The sequence below is a fragment of the Olsenella uli genome, assembly GCF_901212675.1.
Taxonomy (GTDB): domain Bacteria; phylum Actinomycetota; class Coriobacteriia; order Coriobacteriales; family Atopobiaceae; genus Parolsenella; species Parolsenella uli_B.
This window is the reverse complement of sequence record NZ_CAAKOQ010000010.1, coordinates 13,207-36,487: the sequence shown is the minus strand read 5'-3', so window position 1 is coordinate 36,487 and position 23,281 is coordinate 13,207. Positions and strand designations below refer to the sequence as shown.

The 23,281-nt window shown below is 68.9% G+C and carries 19 protein-coding genes and 1 other RNA gene; 5 read left to right on the top strand and 15 right to left on the bottom strand.

Annotated elements, in window-relative coordinates; translation table 11 throughout:
* Positions 1–66: 66 nt before the first annotated feature.
* From EFAMC1_RS01205 to tgt, 5 genes are all read right to left on the bottom strand, one after another.
* Positions 67–750, bottom strand: a complete 684-nt coding sequence (locus EFAMC1_RS01205; RefSeq protein WP_154052519.1) for an MBL fold metallo-hydrolase — start codon at positions 748–750, stop codon at positions 67–69.
* 63 nt (positions 751–813) lie between these two features.
* Entirely contained in the window at positions 814–3,204 is a 2,391-nt protein-coding gene (locus tag EFAMC1_RS01200) for a RelA/SpoT family protein (protein ID WP_154052518.1), read from the bottom strand.
* Positions 3,197–6,586, bottom strand: coding sequence for a single-stranded-DNA-specific exonuclease RecJ (gene recJ, locus EFAMC1_RS01195; protein WP_154052517.1), 3,390 nt, complete (start codon positions 6,584–6,586; stop codon positions 3,197–3,199). Before recJ ends, EFAMC1_RS01200 begins: the two co-directional genes overlap by 8 nt.
* A 4-nt stretch (positions 6,587–6,590) precedes the next feature.
* Complete coding sequence (locus EFAMC1_RS01190; RefSeq protein ID WP_187324478.1) at positions 6,591–8,132, bottom strand: SecDF P1 head subdomain-containing protein; 1,542 nt, start codon at positions 8,130–8,132, stop codon at positions 6,591–6,593.
* 171 nt (positions 8,133–8,303) lie between these two features.
* Positions 8,304–9,560 carry a tRNA guanosine(34) transglycosylase Tgt gene (gene tgt, locus EFAMC1_RS01185; RefSeq protein WP_154052516.1) on the bottom strand — a complete coding sequence of 419 codons (1,257 nt, stop codon included), beginning with the start codon at positions 9,558–9,560 and terminating at the stop codon, positions 8,304–8,306.
* Between the two features lie 115 nt (positions 9,561–9,675).
* Between tgt and EFAMC1_RS01180 the strand changes: the two genes are divergently transcribed.
* A complete protein-coding gene (locus EFAMC1_RS01180; RefSeq protein ID WP_187324477.1) occupies positions 9,676–11,280 on the top strand; it encodes a hypothetical protein in 1,605 nt (534 codons plus the stop codon).
* A gap of 125 nt (positions 11,281–11,405) precedes the next feature.
* On the opposite strand, the gene queA is transcribed toward EFAMC1_RS01180, so the two are convergent.
* Together queA and EFAMC1_RS01170 are read right to left on the bottom strand one after the other, a co-directional pair.
* On the bottom strand, positions 11,406–12,632 hold the full coding sequence (gene queA / locus EFAMC1_RS01175; RefSeq protein ID WP_154052515.1) for a tRNA preQ1(34) S-adenosylmethionine ribosyltransferase-isomerase QueA: 1,227 nt from the start codon (positions 12,630–12,632) through the stop codon (positions 11,406–11,408).
* Positions 12,633–12,888: 256 nt separating this feature from the next.
* A complete protein-coding gene (locus EFAMC1_RS01170) occupies positions 12,889–13,626 on the bottom strand; it encodes an epoxyqueuosine reductase QueH (RefSeq protein ID WP_261981703.1) in 738 nt (245 codons plus the stop codon).
* 678 nt (positions 13,627–14,304) lie between these two features.
* Between EFAMC1_RS01170 and EFAMC1_RS01165 the strand changes: the two genes are divergently transcribed.
* The 3 genes from EFAMC1_RS01165 to EFAMC1_RS11090 all read left to right on the top strand — a co-directional run bounded on the left by EFAMC1_RS01165 (position 14,305) and on the right by EFAMC1_RS11090 (position 15,706).
* Complete coding sequence (locus tag EFAMC1_RS01165; protein WP_154052514.1) at positions 14,305–14,895, top strand: DsrE/DsrF/DrsH-like family protein; 591 nt, start codon at positions 14,305–14,307, stop codon at positions 14,893–14,895.
* Between the two features lie 42 nt (positions 14,896–14,937).
* Positions 14,938–15,471, top strand: coding sequence for a cysteine hydrolase family protein (locus EFAMC1_RS01160; RefSeq protein ID WP_154052513.1), 534 nt, complete (start codon positions 14,938–14,940; stop codon positions 15,469–15,471).
* A gap of 106 nt (positions 15,472–15,577) precedes the next feature.
* Complete coding sequence (locus EFAMC1_RS11090; RefSeq protein ID WP_261981702.1) at positions 15,578–15,706, top strand: hypothetical protein; 129 nt, start codon at positions 15,578–15,580, stop codon at positions 15,704–15,706.
* Positions 15,707–15,887: 181 nt separating this feature from the next.
* On the opposite strand, the gene EFAMC1_RS01155 is transcribed toward EFAMC1_RS11090, so the two are convergent.
* From EFAMC1_RS01155 to EFAMC1_RS01125, 7 genes are all read right to left on the bottom strand, one after another.
* Positions 15,888–16,445, bottom strand: coding sequence for a uracil-DNA glycosylase family protein (locus EFAMC1_RS01155; protein ID WP_154052512.1), 558 nt, complete (start codon positions 16,443–16,445; stop codon positions 15,888–15,890).
* 69 nt (positions 16,446–16,514) lie between these two features.
* Entirely contained in the window at positions 16,515–17,210 is a 696-nt protein-coding gene (gene trhA / locus EFAMC1_RS01150; RefSeq protein ID WP_187324476.1) for a PAQR family membrane homeostasis protein TrhA, read from the bottom strand.
* A gap of 55 nt (positions 17,211–17,265) precedes the next feature.
* The gene (locus EFAMC1_RS01145; protein ID WP_154052511.1) at positions 17,266–17,769 is read right to left on the bottom strand and encodes an S-ribosylhomocysteine lyase; all 504 of its coding nucleotides are present in this window, start codon (positions 17,767–17,769) and stop codon (positions 17,266–17,268) included.
* Between the two features lie 192 nt (positions 17,770–17,961).
* A complete protein-coding gene (locus EFAMC1_RS01140) occupies positions 17,962–18,783 on the bottom strand; it encodes a TIGR00730 family Rossman fold protein (RefSeq protein WP_154052510.1) in 822 nt (273 codons plus the stop codon).
* 403 nt (positions 18,784–19,186) lie between these two features.
* Positions 19,187–19,468, bottom strand: a complete 282-nt coding sequence (locus tag EFAMC1_RS11085; RefSeq protein ID WP_261981701.1) for a hypothetical protein — start codon at positions 19,466–19,468, stop codon at positions 19,187–19,189.
* A gap of 15 nt (positions 19,469–19,483) precedes the next feature.
* Positions 19,484–19,750 carry a hypothetical protein gene (locus tag EFAMC1_RS01130; protein WP_154052509.1) on the bottom strand — a complete coding sequence of 89 codons (267 nt, stop codon included), beginning with the start codon at positions 19,748–19,750 and terminating at the stop codon, positions 19,484–19,486.
* The gene (locus tag EFAMC1_RS01125; protein WP_154052508.1) at positions 19,747–20,841 is read right to left on the bottom strand and encodes a hypothetical protein; all 1,095 of its coding nucleotides are present in this window, start codon (positions 20,839–20,841) and stop codon (positions 19,747–19,749) included. Before EFAMC1_RS01125 ends, EFAMC1_RS01130 begins: the two co-directional genes overlap by 4 nt.
* Before the next feature lie 975 nt (positions 20,842–21,816).
* Between EFAMC1_RS01125 and rnpB the strand changes: the two genes are divergently transcribed.
* Positions 21,817–22,189: RNase P RNA component class A (gene rnpB, locus EFAMC1_RS01120), an RNA gene on the top strand.
* Positions 22,190–22,604: 415 nt separating this feature from the next.
* Here rnpB and EFAMC1_RS01115 read toward each other — a convergent pair.
* A complete protein-coding gene (locus EFAMC1_RS01115; RefSeq protein ID WP_154052507.1) occupies positions 22,605–23,267 on the bottom strand; it encodes a copper homeostasis protein CutC in 663 nt (220 codons plus the stop codon).
* Positions 23,268–23,281 lie beyond the last annotated feature (14 nt).

The following is a 23,281-nucleotide window of genomic DNA, read 5'->3' as shown; positions in this document are numbered from 1 at the left end:
GCCCGACCTGGCGCACGCCAGGTCGGGCGGCCCTTTTCGAACAAGGCGCAAATCCAGCCCAAGACCCTAGCGCAGGTACGGGTTGTGCGCGACCTCCCAGCTCATCGTGGTGTCCTCGCCGTGGCCGCACAGGATATGCGTCTTGGGCGGAATCTCGTCGCGCAGGCGCGCGAGCGTGCGCATGAGGTCGGCCGTGCTGCCGCCGGGAAGGTCGGTCCTACCGGCGCTTCCGGCAAAGAGCGTGTCGCCCACGAAGGCAATGCCCTGGGCGTCGCCCTCGCCGAGGAACACGATGCCGCCTGGCGTGTGGCCCGGCGCCGCCAGCACGCGAAACCTCGCCGCACCGGCCTCCACGACGTCACCCGGCGCGAGCAGGCGGTCGGGGCGGGGCGCGTCGTCGTCGTAGGTGATGCCAAACGCGTGGTTCCTGCGGGCGCACATCGCGAGCTCGACGTCGGCCTCAGCCATGGCGAAGGGGGCACCCGTGGCAGCCACGAGCGCGCTCACCCCCGACACGTGGTCGGCATGCCCGTGCGTGGCAACGACGAGCTCGACCTTCGCATCCGAGAGGGCGTCGGCGATGCGCGCGCCCTCCGCGCCCGGGTCGACCACCATGGCCTTGCCGCCACTCACCACGGCAAAGCAGTTGGTCTGGATGGGCCCCACCACGAACTGGCGGACCTCGAGCCTGCCGGCCGCGACGGCCGCCACGTCGTCGAGGGGCACGGCCCCCCTATCCCAAAACGCCATATGGCGCTCCTTTCACCCTGGGACGCTTCCCAAAAGACAAGATACCCACCGCGCCCGGACGCCCTACCCCCGGCGCGACATCGTGTTCGCGCCCTCGCCGGGCATGATGCGGCGCGCATCGTAGACGGAGGGCACGCGCCCCACGCTCGCGAGCAGCGTGTCGAGCAGGCTCGCGTCGCTGATCGCCACGAGGAAGCGCAGCCGCGCCACGCCCTGGGCGCTCGTGCTCGTGGCGGCCGACAGGATGTTGCCGCCCGCGTCGCCCACCGCCTGGGTGACGTCCTTGAGGAGCCCCATGCGGTCGGTGGCCTCGACCATGATCTCGACCTGGAACTGCGTGGCGCCCGAGGTGTCCCACTCCACGCCGATCAGGCGCTCGGGGTGCTCCATGAGCGACTTGACGTTGGGGCAGTTGGCGCGGTGCACCGAGACGCCGCGCCCGCGCGTCACGAAGCCCACGATGTCGTCGCCGGCCACGGGGTTGCAGCAGCGCGCGAGATGCACGAGCAGGTCCGGGTCGCCCTTGACCACCACGCCGCAGCTGTTGTGCCGCTTCTGCGCGGCGCGCGAGCCGGTGTGGCGCGGCGCCGTCATGGGCGCGGCCGTGTCGGAGGTGAAGAACTGCTCGCGCGCTGCCTTCTCCTCGGCCTGGGCCTTCTGCTGGGCGGCCAGGATCTCTGCCGGCGAGCCCTCCTCGAGGATGGCCTGCACCTTGTTGGCGACCGACTTGGCCGTGAGCTTGCCGTTTGCGATGGCGGCGAGCATGTCGTCCACGGTCTTGAAGCTCTGCTGCTCGGCCACGCGCCCGAGCGCCTTCACCGAACGCGGCGTGGAGATGCCGTAGCCGCGCTTGCGCAGCTCGCGCGCCAGCTCGGAGCGGCCGGCGTCGGCGTCGTCGGACTTGGTGGAGGCCGTGAAGTACTTGCGAATCTTGGCGCGCGCGCTCGGCGTGCGCACGATGTTCACCCAGTCGCGCGAGGGCTTGGCGTTCTTGTTGGTGAGGATCTCGATGCGGTCGCCGGTGGCGAGCGGGCGCGTGAGCGACACCACCGAGCCGTTCACCTTGGCGCCCACGCAGTGGTTTCCCACCTCGGTGTGCACGGCGTAGGCGAAGTCGAGCGGCGTGGACCCCGCGCGCAGGCTCATGACCTCGCCCTTGGGTGTGAACACGAAGATCTCGTCGTCGAAGAGGTCGACGCGCAGGTCCTCGAGGAACTCGTGCGGGTCGTCGATGTCGCCCTCGACCGTCCAGTCAAGGCTGCGGCGAATCCACGAGATCTGCTTGTCGACGCTCTTGTCGTCGGCGCTCATGTCGCCCTTGGAGTTGCCCGCGCGCTTGTAGAGCCAGTGGGCCGCGATACCGAACTCGGCCTGCTCGTGCATCTCGCGCGTGCGGATCTGGATCTCGATGGGGCGTGCCTCGGGACCCACCACGGTGGTGTGGAGGCTCTGGTAGCCGTTGGGCTTAGGCGTGGCGATGTAGTCCTTGAAGCGGCCGGGCAGCGGGTGCCACAGCGAGTGCACCGCACCGAGCGCCGAGTAGCAGTCGCCCACCGTGTCGGTGATGACGCGCAGGGCGATGAGGTCGTAGATGTCGGCGAACTCCTTGCCCTTGCGCTTCATCTTGAGGTAGATGCTCCACAGGTGCTTGGGGCGGCCCGTGATCTGGAAGTCGGAGAGGCCCACGCGGCGCAGCTCGTCGGTGAGGGTCTTGATGGCCTCCTCGGTGTCGCGCTCGCGCTGGTCGCGCGAGTCCTGCACCATGCGGGCGATACGCTGGTACTCCTCGGGCTCGAGGTAGAAGAAGGCGAGGTCCTCGAGCTCCCACTTGATGCTCGAGATGCCGAGGCGGTCTGCGAGCGGCGCATAGACGTCCATTGTCTCGTGCGCCTTGAAGACGCGGCGGTCGGGCGGCAGGGCCGCGAGGGTGCGCATGTTGTGCAGGCGGTCGGCCAGCTTGATGATCACGACGCGGATGTCGCGGCTCATGGCAAGGAACATCTTGCGGAGGTTGAGCGCCTGCTTGGCGTCCATCGAGTCCACCTCGATGGAGGTGAGCTTCGTGACGCCGTCCACGAGCTCGGCCACCGTCTCGCCGAAGAGGTCCTTGAGGTCCGCGAGCGTGGCCGGCGTGTCCTCCACCGTGTCGTGGAGGAGGGCCGCGCAGATGACGTCCTCGTCCATGTGCAGGTCGTGGGCGAGGATGAGCGCCACCTCGACGGGGTGGTTGATGTAGGCCTCGCCGCTTCGGCGCTTCTGGTTCTTGTGGAACTCGGCGGCGAAGCGGTAGGCCTCGTCGACCTTGGCCATCTCGTCGGGGGCGAGGTAGCGCGAGCAGGTCTTGCGAAGCAGCGGGTAGTCGTCGGCCCCCACCCTGGGCGCGCCCTCCGGGGGCGCCGCCGTGTGATGTCCCTCGGGGGCCAGCGTGGCGGCCGCGTGCCTGGCGTCACTCATTCGAGCCACCTTCCCTCTCGCCCACGCGCGCGCCTGCCCCCGAGCGCCCGCGACCTCCGTCGACGAGCGTCCCGAAGCCCGGCGTGATGGGCCTGTTGATGCGGTCGAGCAGCTCTGCGGGCGTGGCCGAGAGCACCCAGCCCGAAAACTCGTGGAACTCCTCGCTCGATTTCATTCCCTCAAGGTAGCGTATGGAGTTGTCGAGTTCCATACGCTCGGGGGCCTTGGCCATCGAGATGCGACGTTTGGAGCCAAAGCCGTCCACGCCCACGAGCCCCAGCTCGCGGAAGATCGCGATGCCCGCCGAGACCGAGCGCTCGTCGAGCGGCACCGTGGGAGAGACCTGCAGGCACGCCTCGACGAGCTCGGCGTTGGTGCGTGCCACGCCCGGCTCGCCCGTCGCCTCGGCGCGCTGCGTGAGGCCGCGCAGGGCCCGCCACAGGCACACGAGCGAGGCACGGTCGGGCGCGTAGGAGGCAAGGATGCGCTCGTTCACGCGGGCGTCGCGCGAGCCGAACATGAGGTGGATGGTCGCGGGCCTGCCGTCCCTGCCGGCGCGTCCGCTCATCTGGTTGAACTCGATGGCGCCGAAGGGCATGTGATAGAGCACCACGTGGCGGATGTCGGGGATGTTGACGCCCTCGCCGAAGGCGCTCGTGGAGATGACGCAGGTGAGCTGCCCCGAGCGGAAGGCCGCCTCCACGCGGAGGCGCTCGGAGCGCGTGAGGCCCGCGTTGTAGAACGCGATGCGCTGGCCGAGCTCGGGATTCTCGCGGCGGAGTGTGCGGGCAAGCACCACGGACTGCTCGCGCGAGTTCACATAGCAGACGCACTTCTCGCCCGTGCTGGCAAGCGCCACGAGGGCGGCGTCGCGGTCGCGCATCTCGCGCTCGTCGTCGAGCTCGAGGTTGGCGCGGCAGGTGTCGTCGACGATCACGTCGCCCCCGTCGATGCCGACGAGGCGGCAGATCTCGGTGGCCGCGGGCGCGGCGGCCGTGGCCGTGACGGCCAGGCAGCGCGGGTGCCCCAGCTCGGAGAGGACGCGCGGCAGGTCCTGGTAGGCCGAGCGGGTGCCCCCCACCGAGGTGCCGGCGTGGTGCGCCTCGTCGATCACGACGAAGCCCACGCGGCCCGACGCGGCGAACTCGCCCGAGTGGATGGCGAGGAACTCCGGCGTGGTGAGGATGACGTCGACCGTGCCCGCGCCAAGCCCCGAGAACGTCTCGGCGCGGCCCTCGGCGGACGTCTCGCCCGTGAGCACGCGGGCCGAGAGGCCGAGGGAGGCCAACTCGCCGGCGATGTGGAAGCTCTGGTCGGCCACGAGGGCGCGGAGCGGAAACACGAGGACGCTGGCCTTATGGGCAAGCAGGGCCTCGCGCGCGGCGTGCACGTGGAAGACGAGCGACTTGCCGCGGCCCGTCGCCATGACGCACAGGGCGTTCTTGCCCGCCGCAAGGGCGTCGAGGGCAGCTCGCTGCGCGGGCAGAAGGTCGTTGTCGCCGATGAAGCGCCGCACGAGCTCGCGGGTGAGCGCACCCTCGTCGAGCGAGCTCAGGGGGCTGCGGGCGGAGGCGTCTGCGGCGAGGGAGGCCTCGCGTGAGTCCGCGGCCAGAATCTTGGGCACGCGCGAGAAGATCTCGTCGGCCACCTCGGGGGCGGGGGCGTCCGCGTCGGCCGTGCGGTAGATGATGTCGCGCACCATGAGCTTGGCCTTCGTGCGGCCTTGCCAGGTCTCGGCCACAGCCTCGAAGACGAGGTCGACCGCGCCCTCGTAGTCGCAGGCGCGCTCCACGTCGGGCGTGCGGAACATGATGGCCGGCACCGAGCTCACGCCGTCGGTGGCGAGGAAGCGCAGGTGCTCGCCGGAGCGACCCACGCGCCCGCGGTTCCTCATGAGCACGCCGGTGGCGGCGAGGAGCGGCACCTTGTTGCCCTGCCCAAAGGGGGCGAGCACCTGGAGCGACTCGATCGTGGGCACGTCGAGCTCGGAGAGGCCCACCTCGGCGGCCACCTCGCCCGTGTCGACGAACTGCTCGGCCGGCAGCTCCGCGAGCACCGACTCGAGGCGGGTGCGGAACTCGTCGATGCGGTCGGCGTCGATGGTGACGCCCACGGCGCCCGCATGCCCGCCGAAGCGCACGAGCAGATCGGCGCAGCGCTCCACGGCGTCGAACAGGTTGACCGAGCCCACCGAGCGGCCCGAGCCGTGCGCCACGCCGTCGGAGATGGAGAAGAGGATCGCGGGCACGTGGTAGCGGTTCACCACGCGGCTCGCCACGATGCCCTTCACGCCCTCGTGCCAGCCCTCGCCGCCCACGACGATGGCGCGGCCGCCGTCGTAGGTCTCCTCGATCATGGCGAAGGCCTGCTCGGCGAGCTCGCGCTCGATGTCGCGGCGGTTCTGGTTGATGGTCTCGAGCTCGGCGGCCAGGCGCGCCGCCTCGTCCGCGTCGTTGGAGATGAGCAGGTCGAAGGCCACGTCGACGTCGCCCATGCGGCCGGCGGCGTTGAGCCTGGGCACGAGCGAGAAGGGCAGCGCATCGGCCTCGATGCGCGAGAGGTCCGTCCCCGCCACGGCGGCGAGCGCCACGATGCCCGGGCGGTCGGTGTGGCGCATGCGCGCGATGCCCTCGGCCACGAGCGCGCGGTTCTCGCGCGTGAGGCTCATCATGTCCGAGATGGTGCCGAGGGTCGCCACGTCGGTGTAGGAGCGCCAGAGCTCGGGCTTGCCGAGGCGGCGGCCCAGCTCGTGGGCGAGCTTGAGCGCCACGCCGGCGCCGGCGAGGTCGCAGCTCGGGCAGGCGTGGTCGAGCTTGGGGTCGCACACGGGCACGCCCTCGGGCACGAGGTCGGCCGGCTCGTGGTGGTCGGTGACCACGACGTCGATGCCCTTCGCGCGCACCATCTCCACCTCGGCCGCGGCGGCGATGCCGTTGTCCACCGTGACGATGAGGTCTGGGTCGCAGCCGTCCACGACGCGCTGGAGCGCCTCGGCCGAGAGGCCGTAGCCCTCGCCAAAGCGCCTGGGGATGTAGGGGTGCACCTCGGCGCCCAGCTCGCGCAGCGCCAGGGTGAGCAGGCAGGTCGAGCTCATGCCGTCCACGTCGAAGTCACCGAACACGGCGATGACCTCGTGGTCGCTGATGGCACGCTCCACGCGGTCGGCCGCGGCGGCCAGGCCCGGCAGCTCGAGTGGGTCGAGCCAGTCGCGATCGAGCGAGGGCGTGAGGAAGGCGCGGGCGGCGTCGGCGTCGCGCACGCCGCGGGCCACGAGCACCCGCGCGGCCAAAGACGTGATGCCGGTGGCGGCGCGGGCCGCATGCTCGGCGGCCACGTCGCCGGCAAGCACCCGCCAGCGGCCGCTCTCCCTGAGGCCGGCCACGGCGCTACTCCCCCGCCTTCTCGGAGGAGACGGCACGCGAGCCGTCGGTCTCGTCCGCGGCGTCGTGCGCGGACGCAGCCTTGGCGCGGGCCGCGTCGGCGTCGGCCGCCGTCAGCACGTCGACGAGCGGCAGCGCCAGCGAGAAGAGCGCAACCTCACCGCCCACGAGGCCGCAGGCGAGGGCCCACGCGAGCTCGTTTGCGGGCGAGCCAAGGAGGAACGCGCCCACGAGCAGCGCCGCGAGCACGCAGAGCGCACCCATGAGGTGCTGGCCGTTGGAGACGCGGTCATGGGCGTCCACCTGGGCCTTGCGCACCGACGAGCCGCTGCCGCGCGAGGACCGGTAGCCCTGGGCCACGAGGCAGGCGCACGCGATGGCGCAGAGGTCGGTGAGGGCAAGCCCCACGAGCTCGGGCATGCCGAGGATGACGCGGTCGAAGCGGGCCACCACCGTGAGCAGCCCCAGCGCGTACACGAGCGAGGCAAGCGAGAGCGCGAGGGCAGACCAGCCGGCGCGACCGAACGCGCGGGAGGCCACGAGGCCGGCCACGAGCGCAACCACGACGCCCGCCGCGACGGCGACTGCCAGCGCACGTCCGCCAAGCGCGGCGTGGAGGGTCTCGGCCGTGCCCGCCACCTCGAGCTTCACGGGGAGCGGCTTGCTCTGGAGCTTCGCCGCGAGGGCGTAGGCCTCGTCGCGCGTGAAGCCGCCGGAGACCGTGATCTGGCCGCCCTCGATCTTGGAGGTGGTGGAGGGCGTGGCCACGACCGTGCCGTCCACGGCCACGAAGATGGAGACCGAGGTGGTCGAGGAGGCGTCGTCGGTGGCCTGGGTGAGCGCGCGCGCGCCGTCGGAGTCGAGGTCCATGGTCACGCCGTAGGCGGTGCCGCCCGTGCGGGGGTTCCGCGCCGTGACGACCTTGGCCGAGGTCACGTTGTCGCTCGTGACGAAGGGCGTGTACGAGCCGCTCGCGAGCGTGACGTTCGAGGCGCCCGCGCGAATCTTGGCGAGGGCGTCGGCGTCGGAGACCTCGTCCAGACGGGCGAGCTCGACCTTGCCCGTGCCCGAGAGCTCGCGGGCGAGCTGGCTCGCGTCGTAGGCGGCCGGCACGTCGAGGGCGACCGAGTCGTCGGCGACCTTGGTGGCGCTCACGCCCTTCTCGTAGAGGGCCGCCGCGCGGGCGTTGAGCGAGCTTGCGGCCGTGGCGACGTCGTCTGCAGAGGCCGTCGAGCCGTCCGTGGCGCTCGCGGTGAGCGTCACGCGGTTCCCGCCGCCGAGAAGCGTGCCGAGCGGGATGCCCCAGCCGGGCGCGAGCAGCGCCACGACGCTCGCGATGACGAGCAGCACGGCCACGACGAAGGCACCTGCGTGGCGGTTTATCTCGGCAGACGTGCGGCTGGCAGCGCGCGCGGCACCTTTGTCGGATGCGACGTCGGCACCCTTGTCGGCACCCGCCCGCGCCTTCGCGTCCCCGCCCCTCCGGGCGACGTCCTCGCGACCCCTGCGCGCCTCGTCGCCGTGGCTCTTCCTGGCCTCGCGACCCATGTGGACCCCCTCTTGCCCCGGCGGCAGCGCCCCCGGAGACTCGACGTTTTAACCTTGCTAGTGTACCAGTTGGCCAAAACGTCGGAGGCCACCTTGGCGTTCGGGTCGCAAGCCCGGAGTCCGAGCCACGGCCGCGGATGCCGGCCCCGCGGAGACCCCCGCCGAGAACCCCTAGAAGTCGTTGGCCGCGGGCGAGGCCATCCAGTCGCTCACGAACTGCGCGTAGGTGCCCGCCGAGATCGCGGCGCGCGCCCGCTCCATGAGGCGCAGCAGGTAGCGGATATTGTGCTGCGAGAGCAGAAGTCCACCCAGCATCTCCCTCTGCTTCACGAGGTGGTGGATGTAGCCGCGCGTGAAGCCGCCCGCACAGGCCGGGCAGTCGCAGCCCTCGTCGAGCACGCCGTGGTCGTGCGCAAAGCGCGCGTTCTTGAGGTTGAGCCTGCCCTCGTTCGAGAAGGCCGTGCCCATGCGGGCCGTGCGCGTGGGCAGCACGCAGTCGAACATGTCCACGCCGGCTGCCACCGCGCGCACGAGCGTCGTGGGGTTGCCCACGCCCATGAGGTAGCGCGGCTTGCCCTCGGGCATGTGCTCGGAGACGAGCGGCGCGAGCGTCTCGAACATGGTCTCGTGGTCCTCGCCCACCGAGTAGCCGCCGATGCCATAGCCCGGGAAGTCGCCGCACTCCTCCAGGTGGCGCAGCGACCTCAGGCGCAGGTCCATGTGCATGCCGCCCTGCACGATGCCAAAGAGTGCTTGGTCGGGGCGGGTGTGGGCGCACCAGCAGCGCTCGCCCCACATGCTCGAGAGCTCCACCGCGCGCTCCACGAACTGCCGCGTGGCGGGGTATCCCGGGCACTGGTCGAGCTGCATGCAGATGTCGGCGCCCAGCTTCTCGGCGATGGCCATGTTGTCCTCGGGCGACCAGAACACGCGCCGGCCGTCGTACTCCACCGCGCGGAAGGCCACGCCCTCGTTCGTGAGCTTCATGAACTCGCCGTGGGAGAAGACCTGAAATCCGCCCGAGTCGGTGAGGATGGGCCCGTCCCAGCGCATGAACTCGTGCACGCCGCCAAACTCGGCCACCGTGTCGGCGCCGGGCCTCATCGCGAGGTGGTAGGTGTTGTTGAGGATGATCTTGGCGCCGAGGCGCTCGACCTGCTCGGGCATGAGTCCCTTGACCGTGGCCTTGGTGCCCACCGGCATGAAGATGGGCGTGGGGATGTCGCCGTGGGCGGTGTGGAAGACGCCCGTGCGGGCGTGCGTGCCGGGGTCGCGCGCGAGGATGTCGTAGGAGAAGAGCCTCGCCCCGCCGCCACATCCCCTTCCGGATGATTCGTCACATGTCGGCTCCGACCCGTGCCCGCATGCGGGGGCGGGACAAACGCCCTGCGTGACAGACGTTTCTGACTGGGGATTGCTCTCGCTCATGAAGGCTCCGATGCGGTCGTGGTAAGGCTGTTTGGCAACTTCGGATATGACGTCGCCCGGCCCTGGGCGTTAGGCCACAATGGTATTCCCAGATTCCAAGGATTGCGAGGGCGAGATGGACGACGAGCGAGAGGCCATGTCCGACGAGGCCCAGGCAACGGGCGCGAGCGAGGACGGCGAAGGCGCCCCGGCCGAGGCCTCGACCGGCGCGGACTCCCAGGTCGACACCGATGCCGAGGATACCACGGCATCGACGAATAACGACGAGGTAGACGGCGAGGCTGACGCCCAGGCGAACGAGGGCGAAGGCGCATCGCCGAGCGATGCCAAGGGGGACGAGGAGTATCCGGAGGAGGACGCGGAGGAGGACCCCGAGCAGGGGGATGCCTCCGAGGAGGACGACGTCGAGACGAGCGCGGAGCTCGAGGCCACCGACGAGGAGGAGGACAAGCCGGAGCCCAGCGAGGCCGAGACGGACGAGCCGGAGCCCAGCGAGGCCGAGACGGACGAGCAGACCGGAGACGCCGAAGCGGCCGCCGAGACGGACGACCCCGGCGCCACCACCATCCTCGACCACGCCCGCACGCTCGGCGCCGCCGGCAGCCGCACGGTCGGCGAGGGCATCTCGGCCATGCGCGAGCTCGCCCGCGCCCGCCGCGCGCTCGCGAAGGCCCGCGCCCGCCTCGCCGAGCTCGAGCGCACCGCGAAGGACCAGGACGACGAGCTCTCCCACCGCCGCGAGGTGGAGGGGAGCTACGACGAGATCGTCCGCGTGCAGACCGACGAGCTCGCGGACGCCTCGGCCCTGCTCGCAAGCGCGGGTGAGCGCCTCAAGGACCTCGCCGATCAGCGAGACGCCAACAAGGCCGAGCTCAAGCGCCTCAAGGCCGAGAACGACCGCCGCATCGCCCCCTACCGCGAGCTCAGGGACTCCGCCAAGGGCACCCTCGAGGACGCCGAGCACGCCCGTGCCGAGGCTGCCCGCGCCCTCAAGCTCGCCCAGGCCCAGGCGGACGACGCCACCAACGCCCGCGACACCCGGCTCTCCTCGGCCAACCGCGCGGCGGACAACGCCGCCAACCGCCTGGCCCGCCTCCAGGACCAGCTCACCAAGCTCAAGCGCGACCCTTCTGCCGGCGCCAAGGAGATCTCCGAGATGAGCAGCGGGGTCGCGGGCGCCCTCGCCCAGCTGCAGAACGCCCGAGAGGACGTGGCGCGCGTCACCCAGGAGACCACCAAGGCCGTCGAGATCGCGCAGACGCACCTCTATACCCAGAAGAAGTCACTCGAGGAGGCCGAGGCCGACCTCGAGACCGCCCGCGACGACGAGCGCGAGAAGCGCGAGGAGCACGCGCGTCTACGCCAGGAGGCCGACGACGCCGAGCGCGAGCTTGCCGACAAGGGCTCCGACCTCGAGCGCCAGATCAAGGAGGAGCGCTCTGCCAAGGACCTGGCACAGGGACGCATCGACGCGGCGCAGGCCCTCATCGACGAGGCGGAGGACATCCACGCCCACCCCGAGGCGACCGAGGAGCTCGAGCAGACCCTCGCCGAGACCCGCACCGCCGCAGAGGACGCCCGCCAGCAGGCCGACGTCCTCGCCGACGAGGAGCGCGACGTGCGCGAGCGCACGATGCGGGCGCGGCGCACCTTCTACTCGATCGTGGTTGCGGTGGTCGTGGTCGTCGCCGTCATCCTCTGGGTGACGCTCGGCCGCTAGAAGGCAGGCGCGGGCGCCCGGCCCACACGGCCGCGGCGCCCGCGCACTCGCAATGCCCGCGCACTCGCAATGCCCGCGCACCCGCAATGCCCGCGCACTCGCAATGCCCGCGTACCCGCGACGCCCTACTCGGTGAGCATCGCGTCGCCAAAGGACAGGAACCGGTAGCGCTCGTCGATGGCGGCCTGGTAGGCGGCCATGATTTGCTCGCGGCTCGCCAGGGCGCTCACGAGCATCATGAGCGTCGAGCGCGGCACGTGGAAGTTCGTGATGAGGGCGTCCACCACGTGGTATGTGGAGCCCGGCATGAGGTAGAGCTGCGTCGTGGCATTCTCGCGCACCACGACGTCACCACGGCCGAGCGTGTCGGCCGAATCGGGCCGGCCTGCGAAGCCGCGCGCCACCATAGGCGGCTCGGCGGCCGGTGCCTCCGGGTCAAAGGCGCTCTCGAGCGAGCGCACGGCCGTCGTGCCCACGGCCACCACGCGGTGTCCCGCGGCCTTGGTGGCGTGCACGGCCTCGACCACCTCGGCCGGCACGTGGTAGCGCTCGGTGTGCATCACGTGCCGGGTGGGGTCGTCCTCCTCCACGAGACGGAACGTGTCGATGCCCACCTCGAGCTCCACCGTGGCCCAGCCCACGCCTTTGCCCTTGATGCGCTCGATGAGCTCGGGCGTGAAGTGCAGGCCCGCCGTGGGCGCGGCCGCGGAGTGCTCCTCGTGCATGGCGTAGACGGTCTGGTACTTCTCGGGGTCGCCCTCGTAGCGGGTGATGTAGGGCGGCAGGGGCACGTGGCCGGCGGCGTGGATCGCGTCGTCGAGCGTGCGCGGCTCGCCGGTGGCGGGGTCCGTGCCCTTGGGCTCGAAGCGCACGAGCCGGCCGCCCTTGGAGTCCTCCACGAAGTCGGCGACCTCGCCCGTGAGCACCACCGGCGAGCTCTCCGGGGCGTGGAGGCCGCCCGCGCGGTACACGATGACGGCGCCGGGCTTGAGGCGCTTGCCCGGGTTCACGAGGCACTCCCAGACGTGACCCATGGCATCGAGGTCCTCGCGGCGCTTGAGCAGCAGGGTCTCGGCCACGCCGCCCGTCTTGGCCTTGTGGCCCACGAGGCGCGCCGGCATGACGCGCGTCTTGTTGGCCACGAGAAGGTCGCCCGGCTCGAGGTAGTCGATGATGTCGGAGAAGCGACGGTGCTCCACCGAGCCGCCGCCCGCAATGGGCGTGGCCCCGCCCGTGACGCCGGCACCGCCGCCACGGTGCAGCACGAGCAGGCGACACGAATCGCGCGGCTCCGCGGGGGCCTGGGCGATGAGCTCGTCGGGAAGCGGGTAGTCGAAGTCGTCGGTACGCATGGGGCAGCTCCTTGCCCGCGTGGGCGGGCGAATCAGGCCGCGGGACGGGTTCCGTGGCAGCGCGTTTTTCCAGCCCATAACCATACCGCAACGCCCGGTCCCGCGGCCGAGGCGAGGAGCCGCGCAGTCATCGCGACCGATGACCGCGCGGCGTCTCGGAGCTCGGCGGCACGCGTGCTCACCGCGAGGGAGGCACTCCGTGCGCTGGAGGCTGGCGGCCCGGCGCAGGACGCTGGCCGGCCGCAATAGACGCGAGCTAGATGCACGCGGGGCACGCCTTGGCCCCGCCGCCTCCCGCCACCTCGTGCCCAGCGGCGCGAGCGGCCCGCGCGGCCTTCTCGGCGGCCTTCTGGCGCTTGCGCTCGTCCCTGCGCTCGTGGCGCTCGACGGCGGCCTCGGCCGCGGAGAAGCGGCAGCCGCAGTAGTTCTGCCGGTACATTCCCAGCTCCCTACTCTCGCGCGTGGCCTCGGGGTAGAAGGGGCGAAAGTCGCGCACCACGGGCTCGAGGCCATAGGCGCCAGCCAGCCGCACGAGTACCTCCGAGCACGTGTCGAACAGCTGGTAGGGCGAGACCGCAAGCGTCGTGGAGACATGCGTGAAGCCCAGCTCGCGGGCGGCGCGGCAGGTGACGGAGAGACGCTCGGCGTAGCAGGCGCGGCAGCGGGCCTCGCGGTCAAAGCCATGAGGGGCCACGCCGCGCTCCCAGAGGTCGCGCAGCTCGCCGATGGTGGGCGTCGTCGCAAGGCCCGAACCCGAGCCGCGCTCGCAGCGGATGACGCGCACGCATGCCTCGCGCGCCCAGCTCATGAGGGTGGCCAGGCGCAGGTCGTGTTCGGCGGCGGGTTGGATGTTGGGGTTGCACCACAGGATGGTGGGCTCGAAGCCCTCCTCGCGCAGGTGGTGAACCGGCTCGAGCGAGCAGGGGCCGCAGCAGGCGTGCAGCGCAAGCGGCACGCGTCCGGTATCTCCCGTCATGCAGTCACTGTCAGCCATATGCCACCCCCGAGGCTCCGCGGTGCGCCGGCGCCGGCGCCGAATCCTGACACTCCCGAACGCACCCATCTTAGGGCATCCGGAGTCCCGCGGGAAAACGTCGGATAGCGCCTCTGTCCCTGGCACGAGAGCGGCAGCCCCGAGCCGTGGGGCGCCCCCGGCGGCCCGCCGGCTGGTCGCAGCCCACCCCCGCGCTCCAAAACACCGCCCCTGGTCACAGCGGTCAGCCCACGGCCCCGCCGTAGCCAGGCTGCAACCCTGCCGTAGCCAGGCCGCAACCCTATCGTAGCCAGGCCACAGCCACTCGCAGCGGCCAGCATCGGTCCAGAAGCCCCACGCCGCACGCAATCTACCGGGCAAACCCGATCTTGCATCTTCGCACTTTCGAGTTGTGAACGATTATTATGACCCCGCGAGGGCACTTCGCCTACAAACCCCGGGAAAGCTACTCGAGCAACCCCAAAAATGCCTTCAAAAATCGTTCACAACTCGAAAGTGCGAAGACCCGATTCGCGACGCGTCCGGTAGATGCGCTGCCGCCACTCCCTCCTCGGCCATAACGCGCTCATCACCCCTTGCTTTCTGTCGTGTTAACGCTGTGGCACCCGAAACGGGCCGGAAATCGTGGGCCGCCCACAATTCAATCAACGTCGAAACCAACACAAGCAGGTGACCCCCATGAGCGACCCCACCGACACGACGCCTCTCGCAGGCGACGGCTCGGGGCTCCCCGTCGCGGGTACCGTGCCCATGCAGGGTGCCGCGGCCCAGACACTGCCCGCAAACGTGCAGGTCGGCCACGACAAGACCTTTGTCATCTTCTCCGGCGACCTCGACAAGACCATCGCCGCGTTCATCATCGCCAACGGCGCGGCCGCGATGGGACGCAAGGTCACGATGTTCTTCACGACGTTCTGGGGCCTCAACATCCTGTGCAAACCCACAAAGGTGCAGGTGGCAAAGGGCGCTCTCGAGCGCATGTTCCGCGCCATGATGCCGAGGGGCACCTTTTGGCTGGACCTCTCGCGCGTGAACACGCTCGGCATCGGTCCCAATATGATCCGGTTCATGATGCGCAAGAAGGGCATCGCCTCGCTTGAGGAGCTCATCGCCCAGGCGCAGGAGCACGGCGTGCGCATCGTGGCGTGCCAGATGTCGATGGATATCATGGGTATATCGAAGGAGGAGCTCCTCGGCGGGGTCGAGCTGGGCGGCGTCGCCACCTTCCTCGGCTCGGGCGAGACGAGCGACATGAGCCTGTTCATCTAGGTTGGTCGCGGGTCGCGGGGCCCGCCGACGCAGGGAGGTCCCATGGCCAACGCATACCTGGTCGTCGTCGACATGCAGCACGACTTCGTGGACGGGGCGCTCGGCACGGCCGAGGCACGCGCCATCGTGCCCGCGGTGGCCGAGCACGCCCGTGACTTCGCGGGCACCGTCGTCTTCACGCTCGACACGCACCACGAGAACTACGCCAGCACGCAGGAGGGGCGTAACCTCCCCGTGGAGCACTGCATTCGCGGCACGCACGGCTGGGAGCTCGTCGACGAGCTCGAGGCCGTGCGGCGCGAGCGCGGGTCCCGCATCTTCGAGAAGCCGACCTTTGGCTCGGTCGAGCTGGCGCGCTGGCTCGCGGCCGAAAACGAGCGCGAGCCCATCGACTCGGTGGAGCTCTGCGGGCTCTGCACGGATATCTGCGTGGTGAGCAATGCGCTGCTAGTCAAGGCCTCGCTGCCGGAGGTCCCCGTCCGCGTGAACCCCGGGCTCTGTGCGGGCGTCACGCCCGAGTCGCACGAGGCCGCCATCGCCACGATGCACAGCTGCCAGGTGGACGTCTCGGAGTAGGCAGGCTAGGGCGCGGGAGCGGCGTTACCGCAGCTAGGGATGACCAGAGACGCCCGGCCACGGCATAGGCGACGACGAGCACGGTCGTCACGACGGACAGGCGCTTGTGTCAGGTGCTCGCGGAGTCTCCAAGACGGTCCGCGCCGGCGGCGCCATCACGATGCCGGATGCCACGAACGCCGCGACGGCGCACCAGCCCAGCGCGTACGTGGTCGCCGGAGCGCCGGACACGTAGAGCATGGCCGCGATGCCATGGATACTCGCGGCGCAGCACATCACGATGGCACGGGGAACGTGCCAGGCGGCGACGCGCCCTCCCCTGCTCTGGACGGCCAGGGCAACCAGGCACGCGAGCGCGACGCGGGCGGGGACCGCTCATAGACAAAATGAATAAGAACTCATGGTGACGCATATATCTAGCTAAGATATGTACCCAACTCGTGAGTCCAGCGTCCAACGAGCCGTTCGAGCGACCAACTGGCGTTAGCGGGGCTCGTCGACGGCAGCACGACGGCGTCCATGCCCACGATCTGCCGCAGATAGCGCCGGTAGAGGCGCCCCGCCGTTCCCCCGTTGCAGAAGACGGCCTCGATGCGCGCGACACCCAGCACCCGCACGATGTCCACGGGTTCGACGTTTCGTATGCTCGCGTCACTCGAGCCCTTGATGTCGCAGCTCTCGATGACGTCCCACAGCGCGATGCCATGTGCCTGTAGCAGCGACTTCTTGGCGGCTATGGATTCCTCGAGGCTCACGGGGCCGCCCGGTACCCCGGCCACCCGCTCGCCCTCGTTGGGCGGAACCGGCACTGCCGCGCACGCGGCGATCACCCGCCAGAAGCGGTTCTGGGGGTTTCCGTAGTAGAACGCGTTGGCCCGGGAGAGCACGCTCGGGAACGAGCCCAGCACGAGCACCCGTGAGCGTTCGTCGAACACGGGACCAAACCCATGGGAAAGATGCTGGTAGTCAGCCATGTCCCCCCCCTCTTCGCTTCCCTTACGGGCGGCCTCTGAGCCCCTGGCATGGCGCCGGCCGCACCACACTCACAGCAGATACAGGATCACCGCCAGGAACTGGCAGACGCTTCCCGCGAGCACCCACAGGTGCCACACGCTGTGCATGTAGCGCACGCGTTTGGCCAGGTAGAAGCCGGTTCCCACGGTATAGCAGAGCCCTCCGGCAACGAGCAGGGCCAGGCAGCCCGGCGCAAGGGAGGCCAGCAGCTGCGGCAGGCGAAACACGACGAGCCACCCCATCACGAGGTAGATCGTGATGGTCACCCAGCGAGGCTGGCGCTCGCGCAGGAAGACCTCCACGCCGATGCCCACGAGCGCAAACGCCCACACCACCACGAGCAGCACCACACCGCCCTCATGCAGAAGCGGCCCCAGCGTGAACGGCGTGTAGCTTCCGGCGATGAGCAGGTAGATGCAGCTGTGGTCGAGCGTGCGCAGCACGCGCTTGGCCGGCACGTAGGTGATGGCGTGGTAGAGCGTGCTCATCGAGTACTCGAGGATGAGCGAGAGGCCAAAGATGATGGCGCTCGCGAGCTCGTTGGGGGCGCCGCCGGCGTCGACCGCGCGCACGATGAGCAGCACGAGGCCGGCCACGGAGAGCATCGCGCCCAGGCCATGCGTCACGGAGTTGGCAATCTCCTCGCCCACGGTGTAGTCGGGCAAGGGATGCGGGTCGTGGGCGGCATGGGCGTGGGCATCGTCCAAGACCTCGCCGCCAGCCATGCCCGTCTCCCTGGCCGTGCCACCACCCGTCGCGGGCCCCTCCTCACGAGCCACCCTACCGGCCCGCCTCGTCGCCAAGCAGGCCGGGATAGGAAAGCCGCACGTCCTCGCCGAGGTCGCGCTCGAGGTAGCGCCGCGCAAACCACTTGGCCATGCCGAGGTTCTGGTCCAGGTAGTTACCGCACTCCTCCGGCCTGGCCCCGGGAACCTCGCCCTCGAAGTCACGGACGAACCCGAAGAGCTCGCGCACGAGCGGCAGAATCCCCTCCGACGTCACCTCGCCAAATACCACGAGGTAGAAGCCAGTGCGGCAGCCCATGGGACCAAAGTAGACCACACGCGGCGCCCACACGGGGTGGTTCCTCAGGAAGGTGGCGCCCAGGTGCTCGATGGTGTGGCACTCGGCCGTGTTCATGACCGGCTCGTCGTTGGGCGAGATGAGGCGCAGGTCAAAGGTGGTCACCACGGCGCCCGTCGCCGGGTCCTGGTCGACGCGCGAGACGTACACACCCGGCTTGAGCAGCAGGTGATTGACGGTGAAGCTGGCTATGCGGTCCATCGGTCCTCCCGATTGTGCGTGTGGGCGACGCTCGTGGCCATGGCCGTGACGCCGCCTCGGACGTGTTGGCTCCATCATGGCACACCAACAGGGCGCTGCCAAAGACCGCTCGGGGGCGGTGGGGCATCTCGGTCGAACGCGTCGCCGCGCCGGCCCCCGGCCGCGGCAGCGCACCGTGCCCGGGCGCGTCCGCTACAGCTTGAGGGCGCTCGTGGCCACCTCGACGGCCTCGTCCTCGTCGTCGGTGATGGTCACGAGGCTCGGGTCCAGGCTCGAGATGTTGCCGGAGTCGAGCACCGTGCCGCCCAGCCAGTCGAAGAGCCCCTGCCAGTAGTCGCGCCCGAACATCACGATCGGCGTCATGGCGACCTTGTGCGTCTGCACGAGCGTGAGCACCTCGAACGCCTCGTCAAGTGTGCCGAAGCCTCCCGGGAACACAACCGCGCCGCTCGAGTACTTCACGAACATGGTCTTGCGCACGAAGAAGTAGCGAAACGTCATGCCGAGGTTGACCCAGCGGTTGATGCCCTCCTCGTGCGGCAGCTCGATGCCGAGGCCCACCGACGTGCCGCCCACACCGGCAGCTCCCCTGTTCACGGCCTCCATGATGCCCGGGCCGCCGCCCGTGATCACGGCCACGCCACGCTGCGCGAGCTTCTTGCCCACGTGGAGCGCCGCGCTGTACATGGGGTCCATGCGCCCCGTGCGCGCCGAGCCGTAGCAGGCCACGGCAGGGCCCAGCTCGGCCAGGGCGCCAAAGCCGTCGACGAACTCGGCCTGGATGCGCATCACGCGCCACGGGTCCATGTGGAGCCAGTCGGTGGTGGACTCGGGCGAGAGCAGGTGCTCGGTGGTGGTCTCCTTGGGGATCATGTCGCCGCGGAGGATCACGGGGCCCTTGTGGTAGGTGGTCGAGAACGGCGCGTCGGGCGTGGCGGCCTGGTTTGCCGTGGACTGGTCGGGTGAGGATGCGACGGCGTCGGCCGCGCGGTCGCTGGTGTCTCTGTCTGACATGGAGCTCTCTCTTCATTGCATGGGTTGCACAGTTGGCAAAACGTCTCCATGGTGACAGGATGCGAGCGAACTTGCACGTAAGCGTTGTGACAGGTTCCGCGGGAGGTATCACGAGCCGATTTGGCGAGCGGGACAGCCAACAGGCGGGCGGCACAAGTGGGCATGGGCAGACTGTGCAAGCAAGGGCGGCACGAGCAGGCATGGGCAGACTGTGCAAGCATGGGCAGACTGCACAAGCATGGGCAGCACGAGCGGGCATGGGCGACACGAGCAAGCATGGGCGAGCGCATCCAAACGTGTCCGAAAATGCTCCACTCGCCAGCCCATAATCCGCGAGCGTAGCGTTTACGGACAGGCAGCCCGACAAAACCCCAGTTGGCTGAAAGCCCGTTGTCCGATAACGCTACAGTCGCCGGTTGAAAATTCTCGAACGTAGCAGTTTCGGACAGGAGGTCTCGTAAAACCGCAGGTCGCGAGAATCCTCTTGTCCGACAGTGCTCCACTCGGCAGATTGGGGCTCGTGAACGTAGCGGTTTCGGACAAATGGGCTGGTCCAAAGAGCATGGGCGTGCCGAAGAAGGGGCGATCGGCAAAGGGGCGGATACATGGCGTCCGCCGCGAGGAGCGCCGGGACCATGCCGATGGTCTCGATGAGGCCTATGGCCTGCTCGCCCTTGTAGCGCATGTGCATCCTCCTTCCCTACTTGATGTAGGAGTTGATCTGCCGCTTCTGGTCGTCGTCTGCGCTGTAGTAGACGCGGACCTCACCCTTGGGGTCGAGGTCGAAGCGCGACTCGGCGATGAGACCGTTCTTCTCGGCCGTCATGAGGGCCTCGACCATCGCCTTCTTGTTGAAGGCGCGGTGGTGGGAGTAGTTGGCCTTGAGCGCGTCCATGACCTCGTCGACGGATGCCTCGTCGACCTTGGTGAAGTACTTGAGCATCTCGTAGTTCAGAGGGCGGCTCATGCGGCCTCATCCCCCTTCTTGAACAGGTCGAACGGGTTCATGGCGATGACGAAGATGCCGATCATCATGACGATGGCGGCGACCCAGGCGATGGGAGCCAGTGCGTAGCCCTCGAGGCCCATGACGAGACCGAGGACGATCCAGGTGAAGAACGGGCCGAAGAAGGTGTAGGTGCCGTTGAGCGCCATACCGAGGGCCGCGCCGCACATGGAGTTGCCCTTGTACCAGGTGGAGAAGGAGATGTAGGCAAAGAAGCCGGAGACCACGAAGAACACGATGGAGGGCGCGTCGATGATGGCGTTGCCCACGTAGGCGAACGTGTCGCCCAGCGAGCCGCCCGAGATGAGGGTGAGGATGGGGACCATGATGATGAGGTTGGAGAGGCCGCAGGTGCACTGGCGGATGGTAATGCCGACCTGCGAGTCGATCATCGACGTGCCGAAGCCGGCGATGCAGCCCTCGATGCCCCAGCCGAGCGCGGCGACGAGCGCGAGCGCGAGGCCGACGGCCATGCCCGGCTCGACCTCGCCGGTGAGGCTCGTGACACCGATCATGAGGCTCGCGGCCATGCAGATGACGATGCCGAGAACCACGCGCGGGCCCATCTCCTGCTTGTAGAGGATGCGGGCGAGGATGGCGCCGATGGCGGGGCAAAGCGCCGAGACCGGCGTGACGATGGGGCCGGCCTGGCTGAGGCCGATGATGAAGGCCACGTTGGCGATGGGGCCGCCGGCGAGCGCGGCGAGGATCATGAACTTGCCAGGCTTGGAGCCGATGGTCTGGACGAAGTCGCTGAACTTGCCCTGCTTGATGGTGACGATGAGGGCCCAGATGGCACTGCAGGAGTCGTTGAGCGCCGCAGCGATCGTGGGCAGGATGAAGATGAGCAGGAGACTCGTGGGGTCGATGGTGCCGAACCAGTCGGCCCAGATGCCGCTGTTCTGCGCGACCGTGATGAACGCGGTGTAGAGACCGTAGGTAATGCCCGAGAAAAGACCGAGGCCCACGCCCTTCTTGAAGAAGCTGCTCTCAAGCGCCCTCTTCTTCTGGAGCGCAAGGCTCGCGTCAACCGGGACTGCCGATGCTCCCATGCATTCCCTTCCCTTCTTGATGTCCGTACCTGTTGGCAGGGGCCGCTGCAGCTGGCCTGAGGGACTCCGGGCATGGGGACGAGTGAGCGTCCGACCGAAATCCCAACTCACTGTATTCGATTCTCGAAACTGCCCCCGGGTCAGGGTCAAAGGCAGGGGGCTTCCCGACCCGCGAACGGTCGGTTTTCCGGGAGCGAACGGAGTTTATTCCCATGGCGCAAAATGCTTCTCGCGCGATGGCAATTTCCATATCACACGAGGTAGGTGGTCTGGTATGCAGGTAGGGAAGGCGTTGTATGCAGAGATGCCGTTCGCCGTCGGCGAACGGTACTTGACAAGTCAATACCAGTTGGTGTAAATGGTTCATGATATCAATTACTTAATTTGTTGCAAAGTCAAGACAGGTTGTTTGCGTTAACAGAATGCGCTGAATCCCCTGCTACGCGTTGTGCCAATGTGCTTCTGGGGGAGCAGATTGATGCTTGGTGGGCATGACGTAACGTGTCTGCAAGGAACATAAGGGCGCGACGGGCCCTGTCGTCCCAAACCTTTACGCAGGGGGAAGGTTGTCCGACGCGTACGGGACAGCTGTCCGCTTGCCTGTTCGGACACCTTGGGATGCGGTCTTTGGCTTGTGGAGGCCTTGCGCATGGCGTCCGGCGGCCGGGGTCCGGGGGTACTCCGGTTGGCAGTCCAGCTGACAGTCCATAATCCGCGACCGTAGCGCTTTCGGACAGACGGCCCGACAAAACCCCAGTTGGCGAGAGACCAGTTGTCCAAAGACGCTCCACTCGACAGATTGGAGCTCACGAGCGTAGCGGTTTCGGACATGCGAGCCTGCAAAACCCCAGTTGGCGAGTACCTCTCTGTCCAATAACGCTACGGTCGCGAATCTGACGTGTGCGGCGTCGCGCATCAACGTGCCACATGTTCGGCGTATGGCACCGGCCGCCCTCGTGCTACAATACCGCCCGCGAGGTGGGCCAGACGACCGCGGGACGCGCGCCTTGGGTGCGCGTCATGAGGAAAGTCCGGGCTCCACAGGGCATGATGCCGGCTAACGGCCGGGCGGGGAAACCCGACGGAAAGCGCCGCAGAAAAGAAGACTCCAACTGGCGCCGGGGCCTTTCGGCCCGCGCAAAGGGAAAAGCTGAAACGGTGGTGTAAGAGACCACCAGCGTCGTGGCAACACGGCGGCTTGGCAAGCCCCATCCGGAGAAAACGCAAATAGGAGCGCCATGGTGTGGCCCGCACCGCGCTCGGGTTGCGCGATAGAGGCGGGTGGCGACGCCCGCAGTAGATAAATGGTCGTCCACGACAGAACCCGGCTTATCGGCCCACCTCGCCCTTCTTGGCTGCATCCGTCCCTTGCGCCCACGTGCAGGCCGGTTACTCCGGAACCAACGCACACATGGAAACGGGGCCCGGCACGATGCCAGGCCCCGTGATAATCCTTGAGACGGGCCGTCAACGTGGGGCTTGAGTGGCCTGCCCGAGTCAGCTCGCCACAGCCGGCAGGCCAACTCGCCACAGCCGGCAGGCCAGCAAGTCGTCGTCCTGGGCCAATCCCGCCGGCAACGCCCAAGCAGCGGACGATGCCGAACTTCCCCAGCAGCGCCACCGAAAGCGCCATGAGGCTCACGAGCAACCACACCGAGAGGCCCGCGAGGACCGGAGCACCCACCCCGGCGACCGGGCCGCAGTGGCAGGCGGCAAGGACCGCCCAAGCGGGCCGCCCTCCCCTTCAGCCGCATAACCTTCCCCTACAGCCGCACGATCTTGGTTCCGTGCGCCTCGACCACGCCCAGCTCGCCGGCCACGTGCTCCACGTTCTCCCACGTGATGCCGGCACCCGGCAGGATGGTGATGCGCCCCGCCGCATGCTCCACGAGCTCGCGCAGGCGTCCCAGGTTGTCCTCGATCGAGGTTCCCGCAACCCCGCCGTGCGTGAGGATGCGTGTCACGCCACGCTCGGCCAGCCAGTCGATGGCGGCAAACTGCTCGTCGGCGCGAATCTCGTCGAACGCCATGTGGAACGTCACCTGCACGCGCTCGCCGCGTGCCTTCTCCGCCTCGCGCACCGCACCCAGCAGCTCGTCCGTGGCTGCCTCGTCGAGGTGCCCGTCCCGCGAGCAGCCGAAGACGACGCCCGTGGTGTCGAGCTCGCAGGCGCACGCGATGTCATCGCGCATGATGGCGAGCTCGTCCGCGGAATAGGCGAAGTCACCCCCGCGTGGGCGAATCATCGTCATCACGGCTACGCCGCGCGGACGGGCGTAGCGCGCCGTCGCCTTGATCACCCCGTACGACGGCGTCGTGCCGCCCACGGCCAGGTTGTCGCACAGCTCCACGCGGGCCGCGCCCGCCTCGATCGCCGCCGGGACCCGCTCCATATTCTCCGCGCAGAACTCCCTCAGAAGCGCCATCCGCCCATCCTCTC